Source organism: Streptomyces sp. NPDC052687, assembly GCF_040678395.1.
In the GTDB taxonomy this organism is placed as follows: domain Bacteria; phylum Actinomycetota; class Actinomycetes; order Streptomycetales; family Streptomycetaceae; genus Streptomyces.
Genome location: NZ_JBFATR010000036.1, coordinates 42458 through 61853 on the forward strand (window position 1 = coordinate 42458; position 19396 = coordinate 61853).

Sequence of the window (19396 nt, forward strand, 5' to 3'; positions counted from 1 at the left end):
CGCCTCTCCTCGGTGTTCCTGGGGTGTTCGCTTACTGGTCGCCGCAGGTGGCCGGCACCGCGGGGGTGTCCAGCCAGGGCAGGTCGTGGCCCATGCGGTCGCGCTTGGTGCGCAGGTAGCGGAGGTTGTGCTCGCCCGCGGTCACGGGCATGGGCTCGCGTGCGACGACCTCGATGCCGTGGCGGACGAGGGCGTCGGACTTCTCCGGGTTGTTGGTCATCAGGCGCACGCTGCGCACGCCGAGGTCCGTCAGGATCCGGGCGCCGGCGCCGTAGTCGCGGGCGTCGGCGGGCAGGCCCAGCTCCAGGTTGGCGTCGAGGGTGTCGCGGCCGCGCTCCTGGAGTTCGTAGGCGCGCAGCTTGGACAGCAGGCCGATGCCGCGGCCCTCGTGCCCGCGCAGGTAGACCACCACGCCCCGGCCGGCGGCCTGGATGCGCTCCAGGGAGGCGTCCAGCTGCGGGCCGCAGTCGCAGCGCAGGGAGTGGAAGACGTCGCCGGTGAGGCATTCGGAGTGCATCCGGACCAGGACGTCACGGCCGTCGCCGATCTCGCCGTGGACGAGGGCGACGTGCTCGACGCCGTCGACGGTGGAGCGGTAGCCGTACGCGGTGAAGGTGCCGTGCCGGGTCGGCAGGTGGACCTCGGCCTCGCGGCGGACGGTGGGCTCGGACGGGGGTGCGCCCTGCTCGAGCGGAGTCGAGAGCTCGGGGGAGCGGCGGTAGGCGATCAGGTCCTCGATGGAGATGATCGTCAGGCCGTGCTTGCGGGCGAACGGGATCAGCTCGGGCAGCCGCAGCATCCGGCCGTCCTCGCCGGCGATCTCCACGATGGCGCCGGCCGGGCGCAGGCCCGCGAGCCGGGCGAGGTCGACGGCGGCCTCGGTGTGGCCGTCGCGGGTCAGGACGCCGCCGGGCTGGGCGCGCAGCGGGAAGACGTGGCCGGGGCGGACGAAGTCGGACGGCTCGGCGGTGCCGGTCGCCAGCAGCTGGAGGGTGGTGGCGCGGTCGGGGGCCGAGATGCCGGTGGTGACGCCGTGCTCGGCGGAGGCGTCGACGGAGACGGTGAACGCGGTCTTCATCGACTCGGTGTTGTCCGCGACCATCTGCGGGAGCCGCAGCCGGTCGAGTTCGTCGCCCTCCATGGGTGCGCAGATCAGGCCGCGGCACTCGCTCATCATGAACGCGACGATCTCGGGGGTGGCCTTCTCGGCGGCGATGACGAGGTCGCCCTCGTTCTCGCGGTCCTCGTCGTCGACGACCACGACCGGGCGGCCGGCGGCGATGTCGGCGATGGCCTGCTCGATCGGGTCGAGGACGAGGTCCTCGGTGCCGTCGGTGCCGTACAGCAGGGGGGCGGTGGTCATGCCGGGGCTCCTTCCGGGACGGGCCGGCCCGCCCGGCGGGAGCGCAGCCACCAGTCGCGCAGGCCCCACAGGACGAGCGCGCCGTAGATGACGTAGACGAAGCCGGAGAAGGCGTAGCCGTTGGCGAAGTTGAGGGGGACGCCGACCAGGTCGACGAGCAGCCAGGCGAACCAGAACTCGACCATGCCGCGCGCCTGGGCGTACATGGCGACGACGGTGCCGACGAAGATGTAGGCGTCGGGCCAGGGGTCCCAGGACAGTTTCGGGTAAGCCGTGAAGAACAGGGCGACCGCGACGGTGCCGGCGGCGGCCGCGGCGATCATCGCGAGGCGCTCGCGCCAGGTGGCGAACCGGACGGCGATCTGCCCGTCGCCGGAGCCCTTCCTGCCGCGGCTCCACTGCCACCAGCCCCACAGCGCGACGGCCATCACGACGGCCTGCTTGCCGGCGCTGCCGGTGAGGTGGCCGAAGAAGGCCCCGAAGAGGATGATCCCGGACAGGAACTGCACCGGCCAGGTCCACAGCGAGCGCCGCCAGCCGAGGGCGAGGGCGGCCAGGCCGAAGGTGTTGCCGACCATGTCGGACCAGATGACGTGCTGGCCGAAGAGGGTGAAGGCCTCGGAGTTGAGCGCGTTCACTGCGCGGCCCCCCGGGTGCCGAGCAGCCGCTCGACGTACTTGGCGATCACGTCCACTTCCAGGTTGACCGGGTCGCCGGGCTGCTTGATGCCGAGCGTGGTCAGGGCGAGGGTGGTCGGGATGAGGCTGACGGTGAAGTGGTCGTCACCGGCCTCGACGACGGTGAGGCTGATGCCGTCGACGGTGATGGAGCCCTTCTCTACGACGTAGCGGGCGAGGTCGCCGGGGAGGGAGATCCTCACGATCTCCCAGTGCTCGGAGGGGGTGCGTTCGAGGATCGTGCCGGTGCCGTCGACGTGGCCCTGCACGATGTGGCCGCCGAGGCGGTCGCCGACGGCGGTGGGCCGTTCGAGGTTGACGCGGGAGCCGGGGGTGAGGACGCCCAGGCTGGAGCGCTTGAGGGTCTCGGCCATGACGTCGGCGGTGAACTCGTCGCCCTCGTGATCGACGACCGTGAGGCAGACGCCGTTGACGGCGATGGAGTCACCGTGCTTCGCGCCCTCGGTGACGAGGGGGCCGCGCAGGCGGAAGCGACAGGCGTCGCCGAGGGTCTCGACGGCGGTGACCTCGCCCAGCTCTTCGACGATTCCGGTGAACACTTCCCGGGTCCTCCTGCCTCTTCGGGCACGGACTCCGGGGCTGTCGATGACGACAGAAAGGACGAGCGGGGACACCGGGAGCGACGCCGAGGAGACCCGTCCCGGCAAGGGGACGCGTCCCTGTGGCGGCACGCACGCATGCCCGCCCGCCGCGCACTGCCTCCCATCCGGACTTTAACCGTCGGTCCAGGAATTTCACCTGGTCAACCGGCCGCTGGAGGCGACCGGGTCGCGGACTGTAACCGCCGGTTCGGACTTTCACCGACCCCGGAGTGCGCTGCTTCTGGTACAGGGCCAGTGTGCCACGGCCGGTCGTCGTCCATACGGGAGGGCGGTGTGGGGTGGCTCACAAGACCCCCGGTGCGGCCCAACTCGGGCCCACGGGCGGACGCTTGAGATTGGTCCATACCTATTGACGCTCTGGTCTAGTCCTCTCTAGGGTCTGCGCAACTTCCGTGGAGAGGAACCGACTGTGCTGTCCCCCTCGCCTCACCGGGCCAGACCCGCCCTGCTCGCGGCCGCCGGGGCCGTCGCGGGTCTGCTGCTCGCCGGCCTCCCGGCGACCGTCTCGCACGCCGCCGACCAGGAGTCCTGTCGCCCCGACGGCCTCTACAAGACCCCCGGCGTCGACGTCCCGTACTGCTCGGTCTACGACGCCGAGGGCCGGGAGAAGATGGGCGCCGACCACCAGCGCCGGGTGATCGGCTACTTCACCGGCTGGCGTACCGGCAAGGACGGCACGCCCGCGTACCTCGCCCCGGACATCCCCTGGGACAAGGTCACCCACCTCAACTACGCCTTCGCCCACATCGACGCGAACCACAAGATCTCCGTCGGCACGGACGGGCCGGCCAACGCGGCCACCGGCATGACCTGGCCGGGCGTCGCCGGGGCGGAGATGGACCCGCAGTTCCCGTACAAGGGTCACTTCAACCTGCTGAACAAGTTCAAGAAGCAGCACCCGGACGTGAAGACGCTGATCTCGGTGGGCGGCTGGGCGGAGACCGGCGGCTACTTCGACGACAGCGGCAAGCGGGTGAACTCGGGCGGCTTCTACGCGATGGCCACCCATGCCGACGGCTCGGTCAACCAGGCCGGCATCGACACCTTCGCGGACTCGGCGGTCGCCTTCATCCGCAAGTACGGCTTCAACGGCGTCGACATCGACTACGAGTACCCGACGACCATGAAGGACGCCGGCAACCCGCTCGACTGGTCCTTCGCCAACCCCCGCCGGGCAGGCCTGGTCAAGGGATACGCGGCCCTGATGAAGACGCTGCGCGAGAAGCTGGACCGCGCGGGCGCGGCCGACGGCAAGCACTACCTGCTCTCGGTGGCGGCGCCCTCCTCCGGCTACCTGCTGCGCGGCATGGAGACCTTCCAGGTCCAGAAGTACCTGGACTACGTCAACATCATGTCGTACGACCTGCACGGCGCCTGGAACGAGTACGTCGGGCCGAACGCCTCCCTCTTCGACGACGGCAAGGACGCCGAGCTGGCGGCGGCGAACGTCTACGGCAGCCAGCAGTACGGCGGCATCGGCTACCTCAACACCGACTGGGCCTACCACTACTTCCGCGGCTCGATGCCGGCCGGCCGCATCAACATCGGCCTGCCCTACTACACGCGCGGCCACAAGAACGTGCAGGGCGGCACGGACGGCCTGTGGGGCAAGGCGGCGGCGACCACCTGCCCGGCCGGCTCCGGGCTGACCAAGTGCGGTGACGGCGCCGTCGGCATCGACAACCTGTGGCACGACAAGGACGACAACGGCAAGGAGTCCCCGGCCGGTTCCAACCCGATGTGGCACGCCAAGAACCTGGAGAAGGGCATCGTCGGGGACTACGTGACCAAGTACGGCTTCCCCGCCGACACCAAGCTCACCGGCACCTACGCCCGCAAGTACGACTCCACGCTGGTCGCGCCGTGGCTGTGGAACGCCGAGAAGAAGGTCTTCCTGTCCACCGAGGACGAGCAGTCGGTGGCCGCCAAGGCCGACTACGTCGTCGACCGCGGCATCGGCGGCACGATGGTGTGGGAGCTGGCGGGCGACTACGACTGGAACGCGGCCAAGGGCCAGTACGAGGCCGGTGACACGCTGACCTCGCTGATGTACGAGAAGTTCAAGTCGGCCCGCCCGTACGGCGCGAAGGTCTCGAACAAGGCGCTGCCCACCAAGGCGGTGAACATCGGCGTGGAGTTCGGTGAGTTCAAGCTCGGCGACTCCAACTACCCGATCACCCCCAAGGTGAAGATCACCAACAATACGAAGACGACCCTGCCGGGCGGCACGGAGTTCCAGTTCGACTACTCCACCGCGGCCCCGGGCAACGCCTCCGACCAGTCGGGCTTCGGCACGAAGGTGATCAGCAGCGACCACACGGGGAACAACGTCGGCGGGCTGAAGGGCGACTTCCACCGCGTCTCGCTGAAGCTGCCGGCCTGGCAGTCGCTGGCGCCCGGCGCGTCGGTGGAGCTGTCCTTCAACTACTACCTGCCGGTGTCCACCCCGTGGAACTGGACGGTGAACATCGCGGGCACCACCTACGCCCTCGCCGGGGACCTGGCGCGCGGCACCACGCTGGTGGAGCCGGGCTCGGGCACCTCGCCCACGCCGGACCCGACGAACCCCACGCCGACGCCGACCCCGACGCCCGGCGCGTGCACCGCGCCCGCGTGGAACGCGACCTCCGAGTACGGCGGTGGTTCGACCGTGTCCCACAAGGGGCACTCGTGGAAGGCCAAGTGGTGGACGAAGGGCGAGGAGCCCGGCACCACCGGCGAATGGGGGGTCTGGCAGGACCTCGGCGCCTGCTGACCCCGAGCGGACCGGCCCGGCGGCGGTGACGACGGCCCTTGCCCGCCGCCGGGTCTCTCCATCTCTCCGCGTCCTTCTCCCCCCTCTCCCTGCGCGCACCGCGCCCCCGCACCCTGCCGGAGCACCGCTCTGGCAGGGTGACCGGTATGACGACCGCGAGCACCGACGAGACCGCCGACGAGTTCGAACGCCACCGCTCCCGGCTGTTCGGCCTCGCCTACCGGCTGCTGGGCTCCGCCGAGGAGGCGGAGGACGCCGTCCAGGACGCCTACCTGCGCTACAGCGGCTCCGACCGCACGCGGATCGAACACCCGGCGGCCTGGCTCGCCAAGGCCGTCACCAACCTCTGCCTCACCCGGCTGACCTCGGCGCGCGCCCGGCGGGAGCGGTACGTCGGCGCCTGGCTGCCGGAACCCGTGATCACCTCCGACGGCACGCTCGGGCCCCTGGAATCGGCCGAGCAGCGGGACGCCGTGTCGCTGGCGATGCTGGTCCTGCTGGAACGGCTCACGCCGACCGAGCGGGCGGTGTACGTGCTGCGGGAGGCGTTCGGATACGGCCACCGGGAGATCGCCGAGGTCCTGGAACTGGGCGGGGCCAACTGCCGTCAGCTCTACCGGCGGGCCGTCCAGCGGGTCGGCGAGGCGCGGTCGCGGTTCGAGCCGGCCCCCGAGCGGCAGCGGGAACTGGTCGCCTCCTTCCTCGCCGCCGCGCGCGACGGCGATCTCGCGGGCCTGGAGAAGCTGCTCGCGGCCGAGGTGACCTGGACCAGCGACGGCGGCGGCAAGGTCAGCGCGGCCCGCCGGCCGGTGCACGGCCGGGACAAGGTGTGCCGGCTCGTGCTCGGCGGAGCCGAGCGGTTCGCGGCCGGCCTGGAGTACACGGCGATCGAGGTCAACGGCGGGGTGGGGCTGGCCGCGTGGGCCGGCGGCAGGCTCGCCGCGGTCGTCTCCTTCGAGCTGCGGGGCGAGTCCATCACGCAGGTGCGGGTCGTGGTGAACCCGGACAAACTGGGTTTCGTCCGGCGTCAGCTGGCGGAGGCGTAGACCGGCGCGGCACGGCACGGCCTGCGCGGTCGTGTCCGACGGCTGCCGGCCACGGCACGTCACGTTCGCGACGCCTGTCCGGTCTCCCTTGACGCAGGGCGTTCCGTCCGGGACCGCCCCTCGCCCGAAAGGACCGAACGACATGACCACGATCCTGGTGACCGGCGGCACCGGAACCCTCGGCCGGCTCGTCACCGAGCGGCTGCGGGCGGACGGGCACGACACGCGGGTCCTCAGCCGGCACGCCCAGCCGTACGCCGTCGATCTGCGGACGGGCGGCGGCGCGCTGGACGCGGCCGTCGCGGACGTGGACACGGTCGTGCACTGCGCGAGCAGCCCGCGCGGCGGCGACGAGCAGGCGGCCCGCCATCTCGTCGACGCGGCGCGGCGGGCCGGGGTGCGGCATCTGGTCCACATCTCGATCGTCGGCGTCGACCGGGTGCCGCTCGGCTACTACCGCACCAAGCTGGCGGTGGAGCGGCTGATCGAGGAGTCGGGGCTCGGCTGGACCGTGCTGCGGACGACCCAGTTCCACGACCTGCTGCTCCAGCTGTTCCAGACCCTCGCCAAGCCGCCGGTGATGCCCGTGCCGGCGCGGGTGGCGGACCAGCCGATCGACGTGGCCGAGGTCGCCGGCCGGCTGGTCGAACTCGCCCTCGGCGAGCCGGCCGGACGAGCGCAGGACATGGGCGGCCCCGAGATCCGTTCCCTGGAGTCACTGGCCCGCGCCTACCTGACGGCGACGGGCCGCCGGCGGCCCCTGATCCGCGTCCCCCTGTGGGGCCCCACCTACCGCGCCTTCCGCACAGGCGGCCACCTGACTGCGGATCGGGCCGTGGGGAAGGGCACTTTCGAGGAGTTCCTGAGGGCCCGGTCGGGCGGGGGTGGGGTGGGGCGTTGACGGACGGCGTGGGGAGCGCGCGCCGGGTCGCGGGGCGCGGCCCCGCATGTCGCCCGCCCGCCCCAGCCCGGCGCACGCGGGTCATCTCTCCGGGGGTGCGAACAGTTCGTCCTGGGCGGTGTCGCGTGCTGTCAGGAGTGCGCCGCGCAGGACGGCGCCGCCGCCCAGGCCGCTCGGGCGTACCTCGGTGACCAGCGGGGACATGCGCCGGACTCGTGCTTCCACGCGCGCGGCGAGCGGCGCCTGGCCGGCCTGGCCGATCTCTCCGCCCAGCACCACGCACCCGGGATCCAGGACGGCCGCCACGGAGGCGACGCCGACGGCGAGCCGGTCGGCGAGCGCGTCGAGGAACCGGTCGGCGGGCCGGCCCGCTCCCCCGTCCGCGGGACGGCCGCCGCCGCTGCCGGATCCGGTGGCGGGGTCGCCGCCGGGTGGCGTCCCGGCGCCCTCGCCCGCCGGGCCGCCGGAGGCATCCCGTACCGCCGCCGCCACCAGGTCCGCCGCCCACGGGCCCGCGCCGGTCCGCGGCGCGGTCACGCCGCAGTGCGCGGCCAGGTCTTCGACGGCGGCGGCGCCCGCCAGGGAGTGGAAGCCGCCCGCGCAGTCGGTGGCCGAGGGCAGGCCGGTGGTTCCCGGCACGGGCAGGAAGCCGATCTCCCCGGTGCCGCCGGAGGCGCCGCGGCGCAGCCGGCCGTCGAGGATGACCGCCGCGCCGGTGCCGTGGCCGAGCCACAGCAGGACGAAGGTGTCGCGGTCGCGGGCGGCGCCCTCGCGCTGTTCGACGAGGGCCGCGAGGTTGGTCTCGTTCTCGACGATGACGCGGGCCTCGGGCAGCCGTTCGGCCAGCGCGGCGACCAGCCGCCGGTGCCAGGCGGGCAGGCCGGTCGAGTCGCGCAGCTCGCCGCTGGCCGGGTCGATCAGACCGGGCGCGCCGATCCCCACGGTGTGCAGCCGGTCGGCGCCCCCCTCCTTGGCGGTCCGCTCGACCAGGGCCACCGCCTGCTCCACGGCGGGCCCGGTGCCCGCGTCGTCGCCGATCGGCGCGGACGCCTGCGCGAGCACCCGCCCGAGCAGGTCGGAGACGACCACGGAGACCCCCTCGGTGCGTACGTCGAGCGCGGCGAGGTGGGCGCGGTCGGCGACGATGCCGTACAGCTTGGCGTTGGGCCCGCGCCGCTGCTCCCCCGCCTCGCCGACCACGGCGATGAGCCCGGCGGCGGTGAGACGGTCGACGAGGTCGGCCACGGTCGGCCGGGACAGTCCGGTCAGCTGCTTCAACTGCCCCGCCGTCAGGGGCCCCTGCTCCTGCATCAGGCGCAGGGCGAGCCGGTCGTTGATGGCTCGGGCGGTGCTCGGGGATGCGGGCATGCCGGGATCCTCCCAGAGAGGCGGGCGGGCGCCGCGGTCGGCGTCGCCCATGCTCCCTATCTATCAGGCAGGGTTCCTGATAGTTTACGCCGCGACAACCCAGCGGCGTCCGGGGAGGGCCGGTTCATGAGCGCAGTGGTCTACGAGCAACGCGTCGTCCGGCGCGCCCGGTACGCCGTGGCCGCCGTCTTCACCGTGCACGGCGCGGTCACCGGCTCGTTCGCGACCCGGGTGCCGTGGATCCAGGACCACGCCGGGGTGAGCGCGGGCCAGCTCGGCCTCGCCCTCGCCTTTCCCGCCCTCGGCGCGTCCGTCGCGATGCCGCTCGCGGGCTGGTTCAGCCACCGCTTCGGCGCCCGCCCGGCCCTGCGCGGGCTGCTGGCGCTGTGGACGCTGTCCCTGACCCTGCCGGCCCTCGCCCCCAACCTGGCCACCCTCTGCCTGGCCCTGTTCGTCTTCGGCGCCACGGCGGGCATGTCGGACGTCGCGATGAACGCGCTGGGCGTGGAGGTGGAGAACCGCCTCGGCCGGTCGATCATGTCCGGCCTGCACGGCATGTGGAGCGCGGGCGCGCTGATCGGCTCGGCGGCGGGCACCCTCGCCGCGCACCTGGGCGCCGACGCCCGCCTGCACCACGCACTGGCGGCCGCGGTGCTGACCGCGGCCGGCGCGGTGGCCTGTTCCTGGGTGCTCGACCTCCAGCCCGCCGAGGACGAGGAGCCCCCGCCCCGGTTCGCGCTGCCGCCGCGCTCGGCGGTGCTGATCGGCGCGGTCGGGTTCTGCGCGGTGTTCGCGGAGGGCGCGAGCCTGGACTGGTCGGCGATCTACCTGGAGGACGAGCTGGGCTCGTCGGCCGGCCTCGCGGCGGCCTGCACCACCGGCTTCACCTTCACCATGGCGGTCGCGCGGATCGCGGGCGACAAGGTGGTGGACCGTTTCGGCGCCGTGCGCACGGTCCGCTGGGGCGGGGTCCTCGCGGCGCTCGGCGGGGCGCTGATCGTCCTGGCCGGGCACCCGGCGGTGGCGATGACGGGGTTCGCGCTGATGGGTCTCGGCATCGCCGTGGTCGTCCCGCTGTGCTTCGCGGCGGCGGGCCGCAGCGGCCCCAACCCCAGCCAGGCCATCGCGGGCGTCGCGACGATCACCTACACCTCGGGGCTGATCGCCCCGAGCGCGATCGGCGGGCTCGCCCAGGCGACCAGCCTGGTGGTGTCGTTCGGCCTGGTCACCGTGTTGTCCTGCGGGCTCGCCGGGTTCGCGGGCGTGCTGCGGGCCGGCGACCGCGACCGGCCGAAGGTCAGGCGCCCGGACGCAGCAGTTCCCGGCCCACGGCCCTGAACTCCTCGCTCCACGGCGCGGGCCGCAGCGTGTCCGGGTCCAGCCGGACCAGCACCCGGGTGCCGTGCGCGTACGTCGTGGCGCCGTCGGCGGAGCAGAAGCGGAAGCCGTACGTCAGTCCGGTGGTGCCGAGCCGCTCCAGCCACAGGTGGACGGCGTACGCGCCGGGCCTGGTGACGGGCGCCTCGTAGCTGATGCGCAGCTCCTTGACCGCGTTGCAGGCGTCGCCGGCGGCGGCCCAGTCGCCCTCGAAGCGGAAGCCGTGCTCCTGCCACAGCTGGGCCCAGGCCCGCTCGACCATGAGCGGGTAGCGGGCGTTGTGCAGCAGCCCGAGCGCGTCCAGGTCGTCGAAGTGGACGGTGGCGGGGAGCAGCCGGCCGTAGGACAGGGCGGGGGCGAGCGAGGCTTCGGCGGTCACGGATGGCACTCCTGGGTGGACCTTGAGGTATTGGAGGCGCCACCTCACGACGCCTGGGGCAGGACCCCGAGACGCCGGAGGCGGCACCTCAGGACGCTTGAGGTGGAACGTTCAACCACTCCATCCTAAGCAGGCGCTCAGCACCCCCGCGCACCAGGGACAATGGTCCGCGGCCCCCCCGCCCGCACGACGAAAGCGAAACCTCATGGATCTCGGCGTCCGCTGGAAACTGCACGGCGACGGACGCACCCCGGCACCCGGAGCCGTCGTCCGCCCCGACGAGCGGCTGTCCTGGCCGCGCACGGCGGGGCTCGGCGCCCAGCACGTGGTCGCGATGTTCGGCGCGTCGTTCGTCGCGCCCGTCCTCATGGGTCTCGACCCCAACCTGGCGATCATGATGTCGGGCGTGGCGACGATCGTGTTCCTGCTCGCCACGCGCGGCCGGGTGCCCAGCTACCTCGGCTGCTCGCTGTCCTTCGTGGGCGTCGCGGCGGTCATCCGCGCCCAGGGCGGCACCAGCGCCACCGTCACCGGCGCGGTCCTCGTCGTCGGCGTCGCGCTGTTCCTGGTGGGCCTGGCCGTGCAGCGGTTCGGGGCACGGATCATCCACGCCGCCATGCCGCCCGTCGTCACCGGCGCGGTCGTCATGCTGATCGGCTTCAACCTGGCCCCGGTCACCGCCTCCACCTACTGGCCGCAGGACCAGTGGACGGCCCTGCTGGTGATGCTGTTCACCGGTCTGGCCGTGGTGTGCCTGCGCGGTTTCTGGTCCCGGATCGCGATCTTCCTCGGCCTGGTCTTCGGCTACGGCATCTCCTGGGTCTTCGACCTGGCCTTCGGCAAGATCCACTCGGTGGACGGCAGCGGCAAGGTCACCGACCACTGGCGTCTCGACTTCTCCGCGGTCGGCCAGGCCGACTGGATCGGACTGCCCTCCTTCCACGGCCCGTCCTTCGAGTGGTCGGCGATCCTGGTCGCCCTCCCCGTCGTGATCGCCCTGGTCGCCGAGAACGCCGGACACGTCAAGGCGGTCGGCGAGATGACCGGCGACCCGCTGGACGACAAGCTCGGCACCGCGATCTCCGCCGACGGCGTCGGCTCCGTGCTGTCCACCGCGGTCGGCGGCCCGCCCACCACGACGTACTCCGAGAACATCGGCGTGATGGCCGCGACCCGCGTCTACTCCACGGCCGCCTACTGGACCGCCGCCGCCTTCGCGCTGCTGTTCGGCCTGTGCCCCAAGTTCGGCGCGGTCGTCGCCGCCATCCCCGGCGGCGTGCTCGGCGGCATCACCGTCATCCTCTACGGCATGATCGGCCTGCTCGGCGCGCAGATCTGGATCAACGCCGGGGTGGACCTGCGCAACCCGCTGAACCTGGTGCCGGCCGCGGCGGGCATCATCATCGGCGTCGGCAACGTCTCCATGGAGATCACCGACAACTTCTCCCTCAGCGGCATCGCGCTCGGCACGCTCGTCGTCATCACCGGCTACCACGCCCTGCGCGCCTTCGCCCCCGCCCACCTCAAGACGCAGCGGCCCCTGCTGGACGAGGGCACCAGCTCCTACGACACGGAGGCCGACGAGACGGCTCGGCGCGCCAAGTCGTAGGCGTACGACGGGGTGAAGCTGCCCGGCGCCCCCTTGCAGCCGTCCGACTCCCCCGGCAGCTTCACCCACAGGTAGGCGTCGATGCGCTCCTCGCCGGTGGTCAGGGTCGGCGTCCGGCCGAGGCCGCGGCCCGCGGGGTCGCACCACTGGCCGTCGGCGGGGGCGCCGTTGCCGTTGCGGCTGGTGTCGATCACCGCGCCGAGGCCGGGCGGCCCGCCGAGGGCGTCGAGGACCCGCCGGACGTAGGCGATCTCGTCGGCGGTGCGGTGGAAGTTGGACACGTTGCTGAACACGCCGTCGGAAGAGGCGGGCGAGGCGGCGCCCGCCTGCCGCAGCAGCCGCGCCTGCCGCTCGGCCGGATGCCAGCCGGAGTGGCCCGCGTCGTGGTAGACGCGGGCCTTCGGATTGGCGGCCTTCAGCACCCGGCCCGCGCGGGCCAGCGAGGCGAACCGGTCGGCGCGCTCCGCCGCGGGCAGGCAGCCGGCCTGCGCGACCGCGTCCGGCTCCAGGACGACGATCACCTCACCGGTGCCCAGCCCGGCCGCGAACCGGTCGATCCACGCGTCGTAGGCGTCGAGGCCGGGCGCACCGCCCCGCGAGTGGCCGCCGCAGTCGCGGTCCGGTATCGCGTACGGCACCAGCACGGGCACCCGGCCCCGGGCGGCGGCGCCGGACGTCACGGCGGCGACCCGGGCGGTGATCGTCGCCGGGGTGAAGTCCGCGAACCACACCGCGGCGGGCTGGTCGGCGATACGCGCCTCGATGACCGGGCGGCGCGGGTCGTCGGGGTTGGCGCGCACCCAGTCCAGGACCCGGGACTCGGGATGGCGGTAGAGCCGTTGCCCGGAAGCCGCAGTCGCGGCCGGACCGGAACCCGCCGTCGGCGCCGGCGCGCCGCGCCGGTCGTGCCCGCCGCGGCCGGCCGGCGGCGTGCCGGGCTCCCGCCGCGCGGACGTGGGGCCGGGCGAGGCGGACGGCGAGCCCGATCCGGAACCGGAGCCGGACGGCGTGGTCGCCTGGGGCGGCGACGGCTCGGCGGGCAGCCGGTCCGGCCGGGGCGGCCCGGTGGTCCCGGCGGTCGTGGCCTCGTCGACGGCCGCGCGTCCGTCGAGCGCGGACACCACGCCGGTCACGGCGCCGGCCGCGACCACGACCGACGCCACCGCCACCATCGCGCTGCGCCGGACGGCACGCCTGCGCGCGGCCCTGCGCTCGGCCAGCCGCCGGGCACGGAAGCCTGGCACGTCCCCATCCCCCCTCGTGTCGCCGTCTCCCCCACGGCTCACTCTCCCGTGCGACGCCTTCGTTCCCCCGTTACGGGGAAGCGTGGGGCTCGCCGTCACCCGGGCAAGCCTAGGGCTGGGACGCTGCCCCCATGGCGCAGTTGGAACACCTCACCACTCCCGTCGACGCGGTCGTCGCACGCATGCGCGCCCTCGACGCATCCCTGCACCCGCGAGACGGACTCGCGGTCTTCAACCGCGTCTACCTCGCCGTCACGGAGGCGGTCGACCAGCGCATCGACGCGGGCCGGTTCCGGGACCCGCTGGCCGCCGTCACGCTGGACGTACGGTTCGCGGAGCGCTATCTCGCGGCGGTCGACGCGGTCGCCGGGGAGCGGCGTCCGCCGGCCTGCTGGCGGCCGCTGTTCCAGTTCCGCCGGCATCCCGGCGTACGTCCGCTGCAGTTCGCGCTGGCGGGCATCAACGCGCACATCGGGCACGATCTGGCGCTCGCCGTCGTGGACGCCTGCCGTACGCTGGGATGCGAACCGGCCGATCTGGAGGATGAGTTCGACCGCGTGGGCGACCTCCTCGTGACGCTGGAGGAGCGCATCCGCGAGGATCTGATGCCGGGCCCCGATCTGCTCCAGATCGCCGATCCGCTCACCCATCTGCTCGGCTCGTGGAGTCTGGAGCGGGCGCGGGACGCGACCTGGGCGGCGGCGCGGGCGCTGTGGGCGATGCGCCGGCTGCCCGATCTGACCGAGGAGTTCGTCGACCGCCTGGACGCCGCGGTGGGGTTCGCGGGACGCATGCTGCTCACTCCGCTACCGGCCTGATCAGGCCAACCGCCCGCGCCCACCGGACGATCCCCGGCACGGCGCTGTAGGTTGCCTGATCATCCAGCAGTCGGCGACGCGAGGAGCACAGCCCCCATGGCGATCGGACTCGGCCTCGGACTCCCGCAGGCACGCCACTACGACCTCGGCCGCGACGTCCCCGAGGTGGCCCGCGCCGCCGAGCGCATCGGCTACGAGAGCCTGTGGGTCTTCGAGCGCGCCTTGCTGCCCGAACCGGCCACGCACGGGCTGTACGGCGTGGAGGGCCTGCCCTGGCCCGAGTTCTACCGGCACGTCGCCGACCCGCTGGTGACGCTGACGCTCGCCGCGGCGGCCACCGAGCGGGCCCGGCTGGGCACCAGTGTGCTGGTGGCGCCGCTGCACGTGCCGTTCCAGCTCGCCAAGTCGCTCGCCACGCTGGACGCGGCGAGCGGCGGCCGGGTGATCGCCGGGTTCGGCACCGGCTGGTCCGTGGACGAGTACGCGGCCGCCGGCATCCGGCCGTTCGAGGAGCGCGGCCGGGTGCTGGACGAGCTGATCGAGGTGTGCCGCGCGGTGTGGGGCCCGGACCCCGTGGTGCACGAGGGCCCGACCACGAGGATCGCGTCCGCCGCGGTCGGCCCCAAGCCCGCCCGGCCCATCCCCGTCCTGCTGGCCGCCTCCGGGCCGCGGGCGCGGCGCCGGGTCGTCGACCACGCCGACGGCTGGATGCCGGTGGCCCTGGACGCCGCCGCGCTGGCCGAGGAGTGGCGGCTGCTGAAGGAGCTGGCGGCCGAGCGGGGCCGTACCGCCCCGCTCCGGATGGTGCTGCGGGTCAACGCGCAGTACACCCCAGGGACGTACGACGGCGGCGACCGCCGGCCCTTCCAGGGCAGCGTCGACCAGATCGTCGCGGACCTGGTGCCGTTCGCGCAGACCGGCCCGGAGGCGATCCTGATCGACTTCCTGGACTCGCCGCGTGACGCGCGGGAGCTGGTGGACGTGGCCGAGCGGGTCCACGACAAGGCCCGCGCGGCCGGCGTCTGACCGCGCGGCCCCGGCTCAGTCCTCCGGCAGCTCGACCGGGGCGATCTCGTCGTAGACGTCGCCCGGACCCGGGTTCGACGGGTCGGTCTCGCCGCCGAAGTGGTGCATGACGCCCCAGACCGCGTTCAGCGCGGTCTGGACGGCGCCCTCGGCCCAGCCGGCCGTCCAGGAGATGTCGTCGCCCGCGAGGAAGATGCCCCGCTTGTCCTCGGGCAGCCGGTCCTGCATGAAGTGCGTGAACAGGCGCCGCTGGTAGCGGTAGTGGCCGGGCAGGTTGGCCTTGAACGCGCCCATGAAGTAGGGCTCGTTCTCCCAGGAGACCGTCACCGGGCTGCCGATGATGTGCTTGCGGATGTCGACCTTCGGATAGATCTCCGACAGCGACTTCAGCATGACCTCCATCCGCTCGTTCGCGGACAGCGGCAGCCACTTCAGGCTGTCGTCGCACCAGGTGTACGACAGGCAGATCACGGCCGGCTTGTCCGGGCCGTTGTCCAGCAGGTAGGTGCCGCGGGTCATGCGGTCGGTGAGCGTCATCGACATGACGTCCCGGCCGGTCTCCTCGTCCTTGTCGAGCCAGAACGGCCGGTCGACGGGCACGAAGAGCTTGGAGGACTCCATGTAGTGGGTGCGCTCGATCGCGGTCCAGTGGTCGATCGGGAAGAGCGAGTCGTCGCACTGGATCTTGGAGAGCAGCATCCAGGACTGGGCGGTGAAGATCGCCGCCCGGTAGGTGCGGATGTCGCCGTTGGCGTCGGTCACGGTGATCCGGTTGCCCGCGGTGCGGTGCAGCCGGGTCACGGCCGGGCGGGGCGCGCCGTCGTGCAGCTTGGCCAGCGAGGTGCCGTACGGCCAGTGCACGATCTTCTCCGGCTCGCGCTCCCACAGCCGCAGCGGCAGCTGCTGGGAGCCGCCGACGATGCCGCGGTGGTGGTCGTCGGCCTCGGTGTAGACGACGCGGAGGATCTCCAGGATGGAGTTCGGGAAGTCGGTGTCCCAGCCGCCGGTGCCGAAGCCGACCTGGCCGAAGATCTCGCGGTGCCGGAAGGACTTGAACGCCTCCGAGTCGCACAGGAAGCCGTAGAAGGTCTGGTTGTCGAGCTTCTCGACGAGCTTCGACCAGATCTCCCGGATGCGCTTGACGTCCCGCTCGCGCATGGCCCGGTTCATGTCGGAGAAGTCGGCGCCCTCCTCCAGGCACTTGTTCCACGCCTCGGCGACGTCCCGGTAGACCTGCGGCAGGTCGTCGATGGTCTCGGCGTAGTGCGTCTCGCCCTTGAGGTCGACGACGGTCGACGGGGTGGCCTCGGCGAGCGGGTTCGGGAAGGGCCTGGTCTCCAGGCCGACCAGGTCGATGTAGTGCTGGAGGGCGGTGGAGGACGGCGGGAAGCGCATCGCGCCCATCTCCGCGGTCAGGGACTCGTCGCAGCCCTCGAATCCCACCGTGCGCAGCCGGCCGCCGATCTGGTCGGCCTCGTAGACGACGGGCTTGAGGCCCATCTTCATCAGCTCGTACGCGGCCACGATGCCGGACAGGCCGCCGCCGATGACGGCGACCTCGGTGCCGTGCTCGGTCGCGGGGATCTGGCCGAGTCCCGCCGGGTGGGCGAGGAAGTCGTCGTAGGCGTACGGGAAGTCCGGGCCGAACATGGTGATCGGCGGCTGCTGCTCGTCGGTGTGCTCGACGGCGTTGGGCACCGTGGACGTCATGGGGTACGGACTCCTTGCGTGGTGGAACAGGGGGGAGGCGTGGCGGGGGCGGCTCAGACGAGGGAGCCGTAGAGGCCCGGGCGCCGGTCCGTCAGATACGGGTTCGCCTCGCGGGACGCGGCGACGAAGGCGGGGTCGACGTCGGCGAGGAGGAGTTCCTCGGCGCGGCCGGCGCGGGTGCGGGCGATGCCGTCGGGTGCGGCCAGGGTGGAGAGCCCGACGAACTCGAACTCGCCTTCCGCACCGACCCGGTTGACGTACGCGACGTACATCTGGTTCTCGAAGGCCCGCACCGGGACCAGGTGTTCGGGGACGAACTGGAACGGGTGCATCTGGGCCGTGGGCACCAGCAGCAGGTCGGTGCCCGCCAGGGCGTGGGCGCGGACGTTCTCCGGGAACTCCACGTCGTAGCAGATCATGATGCCGACGCGGACGCCGTCCAGCTCGGCCTGGACCACCGGCTGCTCGCCCGGCGTGAAGTGGTCGCGCTCGAAGCAGCCGAAGAGATGCGTCTTGCGGTAGTTGGCCAGGCGGGTGCCGTCGGCGGAGATCAGCTGCGCGGAGTTGAAGACGGTCGTGCCGGCGCGCTCGGGGTAGCCGTACGCGACCGCCAGATCGTGGCGCGCGGCGATCTCGGCGACCGCGTCGGCCGCGTCGCCGTCGGCGGGCTCGGCGAGGCGGGCGATGTCGTCACCGATGGCGTAGCCCGTCAGGAACATCTCCGGCGTGACCAGCAGCCCGGCACCCGCGGCGGCGGCCCGGCCCGCGGCCTCGTCGAGAACCTTCAGGTTCTCCACGGTGGATCCGGGGCGGCCGGAGCTCTGGAGCAGGGCGATACGCATGCGTGTTCCTCACCGGGACGGATGGGTGTGGGGGCCACGTAGACCGTACGGTCGGCCGGCTCGGGGGGACAAGGAGGAGCCGTTGCGCGCTCGTGCGCGGTTTGTTGCGTCCGTGCGGGCCTTCGCGGCGATTCGTTGCACGCCCTGCGGCGCCGGTCCCCGCCGCCGCGGGGCGGACGGCCGCGGGTGGTTCCGCGACCGCCCGCCCCACCGCCTCTCACCTGCGCGAAGAGCCCTTGGGCGGGAGCCGGCGGCCGGACCTCGCCCACAGCAGCGCCGCGGTCAGCAGGTACGGCACCGCGAACCAGGTGAACGCGGTGCCGTGGCCGGTGGCCGTGCCGAGGACGGCGTACGAGCCGTACACCGCGACGGTGGCCACGCCGGTGCCGAGGCCCGCGACGGAGGTGAGGGTCGCCCGGGCGGAGGCGTCCACGCGCTCCTGGAGGCGGGCGTCGGCCAGCACGGTCGCCAGCTGGAAGCCGCCGAAGGCGAGGGCGACGAGCACCAGACCGGCCGGGCTGCCCGTCGCCGCGCCCGCCGCCAGGGCGAGCCCGGCGCCCGCGAGCAGCGCGGCGAGCCCGCGCGGGCCCAGGCGTTCGGCGGGGCCGGCCAGCAGACCGCCGGCCGTGGCACCGGCCCAGACGAGCAGGAGCAGGAACGGCACCTTCTCGTCCGGCACGCCCGTCTCCCGCGCCAGCAGCGGCGTGTACTCGTCGAGCGTGCCCCAGACCGCGGTCACGGTGGGGACGAGCAGCAGCGCGCCGCGCAGCGAGCGGTCCGCGCGGACGCGGGCGAGTCCGGCGCGCAGGGGGGCGGCCCAGCCGTCCCCGCCGGCCGCCGGGCCGCGGTGCTCCGGGAAGCGGGTCGCGACGGCGGCGGAGAGCAGCACGGCCAGCACGCTCAGCGCGCCCACGGCCGGGTAGCCGCCCAGCGCGAGGACCGGGCCGGCGACGCCCATCGCGGCCATCACGCCCAGCAGTCCGGCCGCCCGGGCCCGGCCCATGACGCGGGCGTAGCGGCCGGCCGCGCCGAGCCGGTCCAGTTCGTCGTGGACCAGCGCCTCCAGCGCGCCGGAGCCGAGCGCCTCGCCCGCGCCCCACAGCACGAAGCCCAGCGCGAACGCCGGGTACGACGGCACGAGCACCCACAGGGCGAAGCCGGCCGCGGTGAGCAGCGGGCCGAGCCACAGCAGCATGCGGCGCGAGACCGCGTCGGCCCAGACGCCCGAGGGGACCTCCAGCACCAGGCTGGTGACCGACCACAGGGCGAACAGCGAGGAGATCTGCCAGACCGACAGACCGGTGTCGCCGAACAGCAGCGCGTACACCGGATACAGCGGGATCAGGTCGTGCAGGAACGCGTAGCCGTACAGCGTGCCCGTGAGACGGCGGACGCCGGCAGCGGGTACGCGCGCGGGTGAGAGAGTCATGAGGCCTTCCCGTAGGGGCGGATCGGACACCGGAGGTACGGCGTCCGAGGCGGCCCTCGGGAGGCGGGGCTGGGGGATCAATGTCGCCAGGTCATGACATCGATGCTAGGCGCTGACGGCGGCCGGGCGCCGGGAATTCCGGGTGCCGGCAGCCCTCTCGTGCCCTCCCCGGGGAGGAGACGGCGGCGGGGCGGCTCCCCCGCGCGGCGGCCGGTCTCCGTCCTGGGCA

At 73.3% G+C, this 19396-nt stretch carries 16 protein-coding genes and 1 riboswitch; of the genes, 7 read left to right on the top strand and 9 right to left on the bottom strand.

All coding sequences use genetic code 11. From position 1 onward, the window contains the following. Window positions 1-31: 31 nt before the first annotated feature. The 3 genes from AB0K92_RS24705 to AB0K92_RS24715 are packed head-to-tail and all read right to left on the bottom strand — an operon-like array spanning window position 32 to window position 2600. Window positions 32-1363 carry a bifunctional 3,4-dihydroxy-2-butanone-4-phosphate synthase/GTP cyclohydrolase II gene (locus AB0K92_RS24705; RefSeq protein WP_365926187.1) on the bottom strand — a complete coding sequence of 444 codons (1332 nt, stop codon included), beginning with the start codon at window positions 1361-1363 and terminating at the stop codon, window positions 32-34. Continuing rightward, window positions 1360-2001 (bottom strand): nicotinamide mononucleotide transporter family protein, encoded by a 642-nt coding sequence (locus AB0K92_RS24710; protein ID WP_365926189.1) that lies wholly within the window; start codon window positions 1999-2001, stop codon window positions 1360-1362. Before AB0K92_RS24710 ends, AB0K92_RS24705 begins: the two co-directional genes overlap by 4 nt. Further along, entirely contained in the window at window positions 1998-2600 is a 603-nt protein-coding gene (locus AB0K92_RS24715; RefSeq protein ID WP_365926191.1) for a riboflavin synthase, read from the bottom strand. The genes AB0K92_RS24710 and AB0K92_RS24715 overlap by 4 nt, the downstream gene beginning before the upstream one ends. 149 nt (window positions 2601-2749) lie before the next feature. Further along, a riboswitch (FMN riboswitch) is annotated at window positions 2750-2880 on the bottom strand. A 192-nt stretch (window positions 2881-3072) separates the two neighbouring features. Between AB0K92_RS24715 and AB0K92_RS24720 the strand changes: the two genes are divergently transcribed. The 3 genes from AB0K92_RS24720 (at window position 3073) to AB0K92_RS24730 (ending at window position 7365) form a co-directional block, all read left to right on the top strand. After that, on the top strand, window positions 3073-5418 hold the full coding sequence (locus AB0K92_RS24720) for a chitinase C-terminal domain-containing protein (RefSeq protein WP_365926193.1): 2346 nt from the start codon (window positions 3073-3075) through the stop codon (window positions 5416-5418). Window positions 5419-5564: 146 nt separating this feature from the next. Next, window positions 5565-6464, top strand: coding sequence for an RNA polymerase sigma-70 factor (locus AB0K92_RS24725; RefSeq protein WP_365926195.1), 900 nt, complete (start codon window positions 5565-5567; stop codon window positions 6462-6464). Window positions 6465-6606: 142 nt separating this feature from the next. Beyond that, complete coding sequence (locus AB0K92_RS24730) at window positions 6607-7365, top strand: NAD(P)H-binding protein (RefSeq protein WP_365926197.1); 759 nt, start codon at window positions 6607-6609, stop codon at window positions 7363-7365. 81 nt (window positions 7366-7446) lie between these two features. On the opposite strand, the gene AB0K92_RS24735 is transcribed toward AB0K92_RS24730, so the two are convergent. Further along, window positions 7447-8733 carry an ROK family transcriptional regulator gene (locus AB0K92_RS24735; RefSeq protein WP_365926199.1) on the bottom strand — a complete coding sequence of 429 codons (1287 nt, stop codon included), beginning with the start codon at window positions 8731-8733 and terminating at the stop codon, window positions 7447-7449. A 126-nt stretch (window positions 8734-8859) separates the two neighbouring features. Between AB0K92_RS24735 and AB0K92_RS24740 the strand changes: the two genes are divergently transcribed. Further along, window positions 8860-10071 (top strand): MFS transporter, encoded by a 1212-nt coding sequence (locus tag AB0K92_RS24740; RefSeq protein WP_365926201.1) that lies wholly within the window; start codon window positions 8860-8862, stop codon window positions 10069-10071. On the opposite strand, the gene AB0K92_RS24745 is transcribed toward AB0K92_RS24740, so the two are convergent. Then, the gene (locus AB0K92_RS24745; protein ID WP_365926203.1) at window positions 10031-10489 is read right to left on the bottom strand and encodes a thioesterase family protein; all 459 of its coding nucleotides are present in this window, start codon (window positions 10487-10489) and stop codon (window positions 10031-10033) included. The genes AB0K92_RS24740 and AB0K92_RS24745 overlap by 41 nt on opposite strands. Window positions 10490-10694: 205 nt before the next feature. Between AB0K92_RS24745 and AB0K92_RS24750 the strand changes: the two genes are divergently transcribed. Next, window positions 10695-12098 (top strand): solute carrier family 23 protein, encoded by a 1404-nt coding sequence (locus tag AB0K92_RS24750; protein ID WP_365926205.1) that lies wholly within the window; start codon window positions 10695-10697, stop codon window positions 12096-12098. On the opposite strand, the gene AB0K92_RS24755 is transcribed toward AB0K92_RS24750, so the two are convergent. Then, entirely contained in the window at window positions 12053-13270 is a 1218-nt protein-coding gene (locus AB0K92_RS24755; RefSeq protein ID WP_365926231.1) for a glycoside hydrolase family 6 protein, read from the bottom strand. The genes AB0K92_RS24750 and AB0K92_RS24755 overlap by 46 nt on opposite strands. A 203-nt stretch (window positions 13271-13473) precedes the next feature. On the opposite strand from AB0K92_RS24755, the gene AB0K92_RS24760 reads away from it, so the two are divergent. After that, window positions 13474-14160, top strand: coding sequence for a DUF5995 family protein (locus AB0K92_RS24760; RefSeq protein ID WP_365926207.1), 687 nt, complete (start codon window positions 13474-13476; stop codon window positions 14158-14160). A 96-nt stretch (window positions 14161-14256) separates the two neighbouring features. Further along, window positions 14257-15186 carry an LLM class F420-dependent oxidoreductase gene (locus AB0K92_RS24765; protein WP_365926209.1) on the top strand — a complete coding sequence of 310 codons (930 nt, stop codon included), beginning with the start codon at window positions 14257-14259 and terminating at the stop codon, window positions 15184-15186. A 15-nt stretch (window positions 15187-15201) separates the two neighbouring features. Here AB0K92_RS24765 and AB0K92_RS24770 read toward each other — a convergent pair whose 3' ends face one another. The 3 genes from AB0K92_RS24770 to AB0K92_RS24780 all read right to left on the bottom strand — a co-directional run bounded on the left by AB0K92_RS24770 (window position 15202) and on the right by AB0K92_RS24780 (window position 19167). After that, complete coding sequence (locus AB0K92_RS24770) at window positions 15202-16896, bottom strand: NAD(P)/FAD-dependent oxidoreductase (protein WP_165996633.1); 1695 nt, start codon at window positions 16894-16896, stop codon at window positions 15202-15204. A 53-nt stretch (window positions 16897-16949) separates the two neighbouring features. Further along, window positions 16950-17738: a carbon-nitrogen hydrolase family protein gene (locus AB0K92_RS24775; protein ID WP_365926211.1), complete on the bottom strand. Its 789-nt coding sequence runs from the start codon at window positions 17736-17738 to the stop codon at window positions 16950-16952. 217 nt (window positions 17739-17955) lie between these two features. Then, window positions 17956-19167 (bottom strand): MFS transporter, encoded by a 1212-nt coding sequence (locus tag AB0K92_RS24780; protein ID WP_365926213.1) that lies wholly within the window; start codon window positions 19165-19167, stop codon window positions 17956-17958. Between the last annotated feature and the right edge of the window lie 229 nt (window positions 19168-19396).

Coding starts and splice junctions, on each gene's coding strand:
- AB0K92_RS24705 (WP_365926187.1), bottom strand. CDS start 1,363: ATGACCACCGCCCCCCTGCTGTACGGCACCGACGGCACCGAGGACCTC.
- AB0K92_RS24725 (WP_365926195.1), top strand. CDS start 5,565: ATGACGACCGCGAGCACCGACGAGACCGCCGACGAGTTCGAACGCCAC.
- AB0K92_RS24730 (WP_365926197.1), top strand. CDS start 6,607: ATGACCACGATCCTGGTGACCGGCGGCACCGGAACCCTCGGCCGGCTC.
- AB0K92_RS24735 (WP_365926199.1), bottom strand. CDS start 8,733: ATGCCCGCATCCCCGAGCACCGCCCGAGCCATCAACGACCGGCTCGCC.
- AB0K92_RS24740 (WP_365926201.1), top strand. CDS start 8,860: ATGAGCGCAGTGGTCTACGAGCAACGCGTCGTCCGGCGCGCCCGGTAC.
- AB0K92_RS24750 (WP_365926205.1), top strand. CDS start 10,695: ATGGATCTCGGCGTCCGCTGGAAACTGCACGGCGACGGACGCACCCCG.
- AB0K92_RS24755 (WP_365926231.1), bottom strand. CDS start 13,270: ATGGTGGCGGTGGCGTCGGTCGTGGTCGCGGCCGGCGCCGTGACCGGC.
- AB0K92_RS24760 (WP_365926207.1), top strand. CDS start 13,474: ATGGCGCAGTTGGAACACCTCACCACTCCCGTCGACGCGGTCGTCGCA.
- AB0K92_RS24765 (WP_365926209.1), top strand. CDS start 14,257: ATGGCGATCGGACTCGGCCTCGGACTCCCGCAGGCACGCCACTACGAC.
- AB0K92_RS24770 (WP_165996633.1), bottom strand. CDS start 16,896: ATGACGTCCACGGTGCCCAACGCCGTCGAGCACACCGACGAGCAGCAG.
- AB0K92_RS24775 (WP_365926211.1), bottom strand. CDS start 17,738: ATGCGTATCGCCCTGCTCCAGAGCTCCGGCCGCCCCGGATCCACCGTG.
- AB0K92_RS24780 (WP_365926213.1), bottom strand. CDS start 19,167: ATGACTCTCTCACCCGCGCGCGTACCCGCTGCCGGCGTCCGCCGTCTC.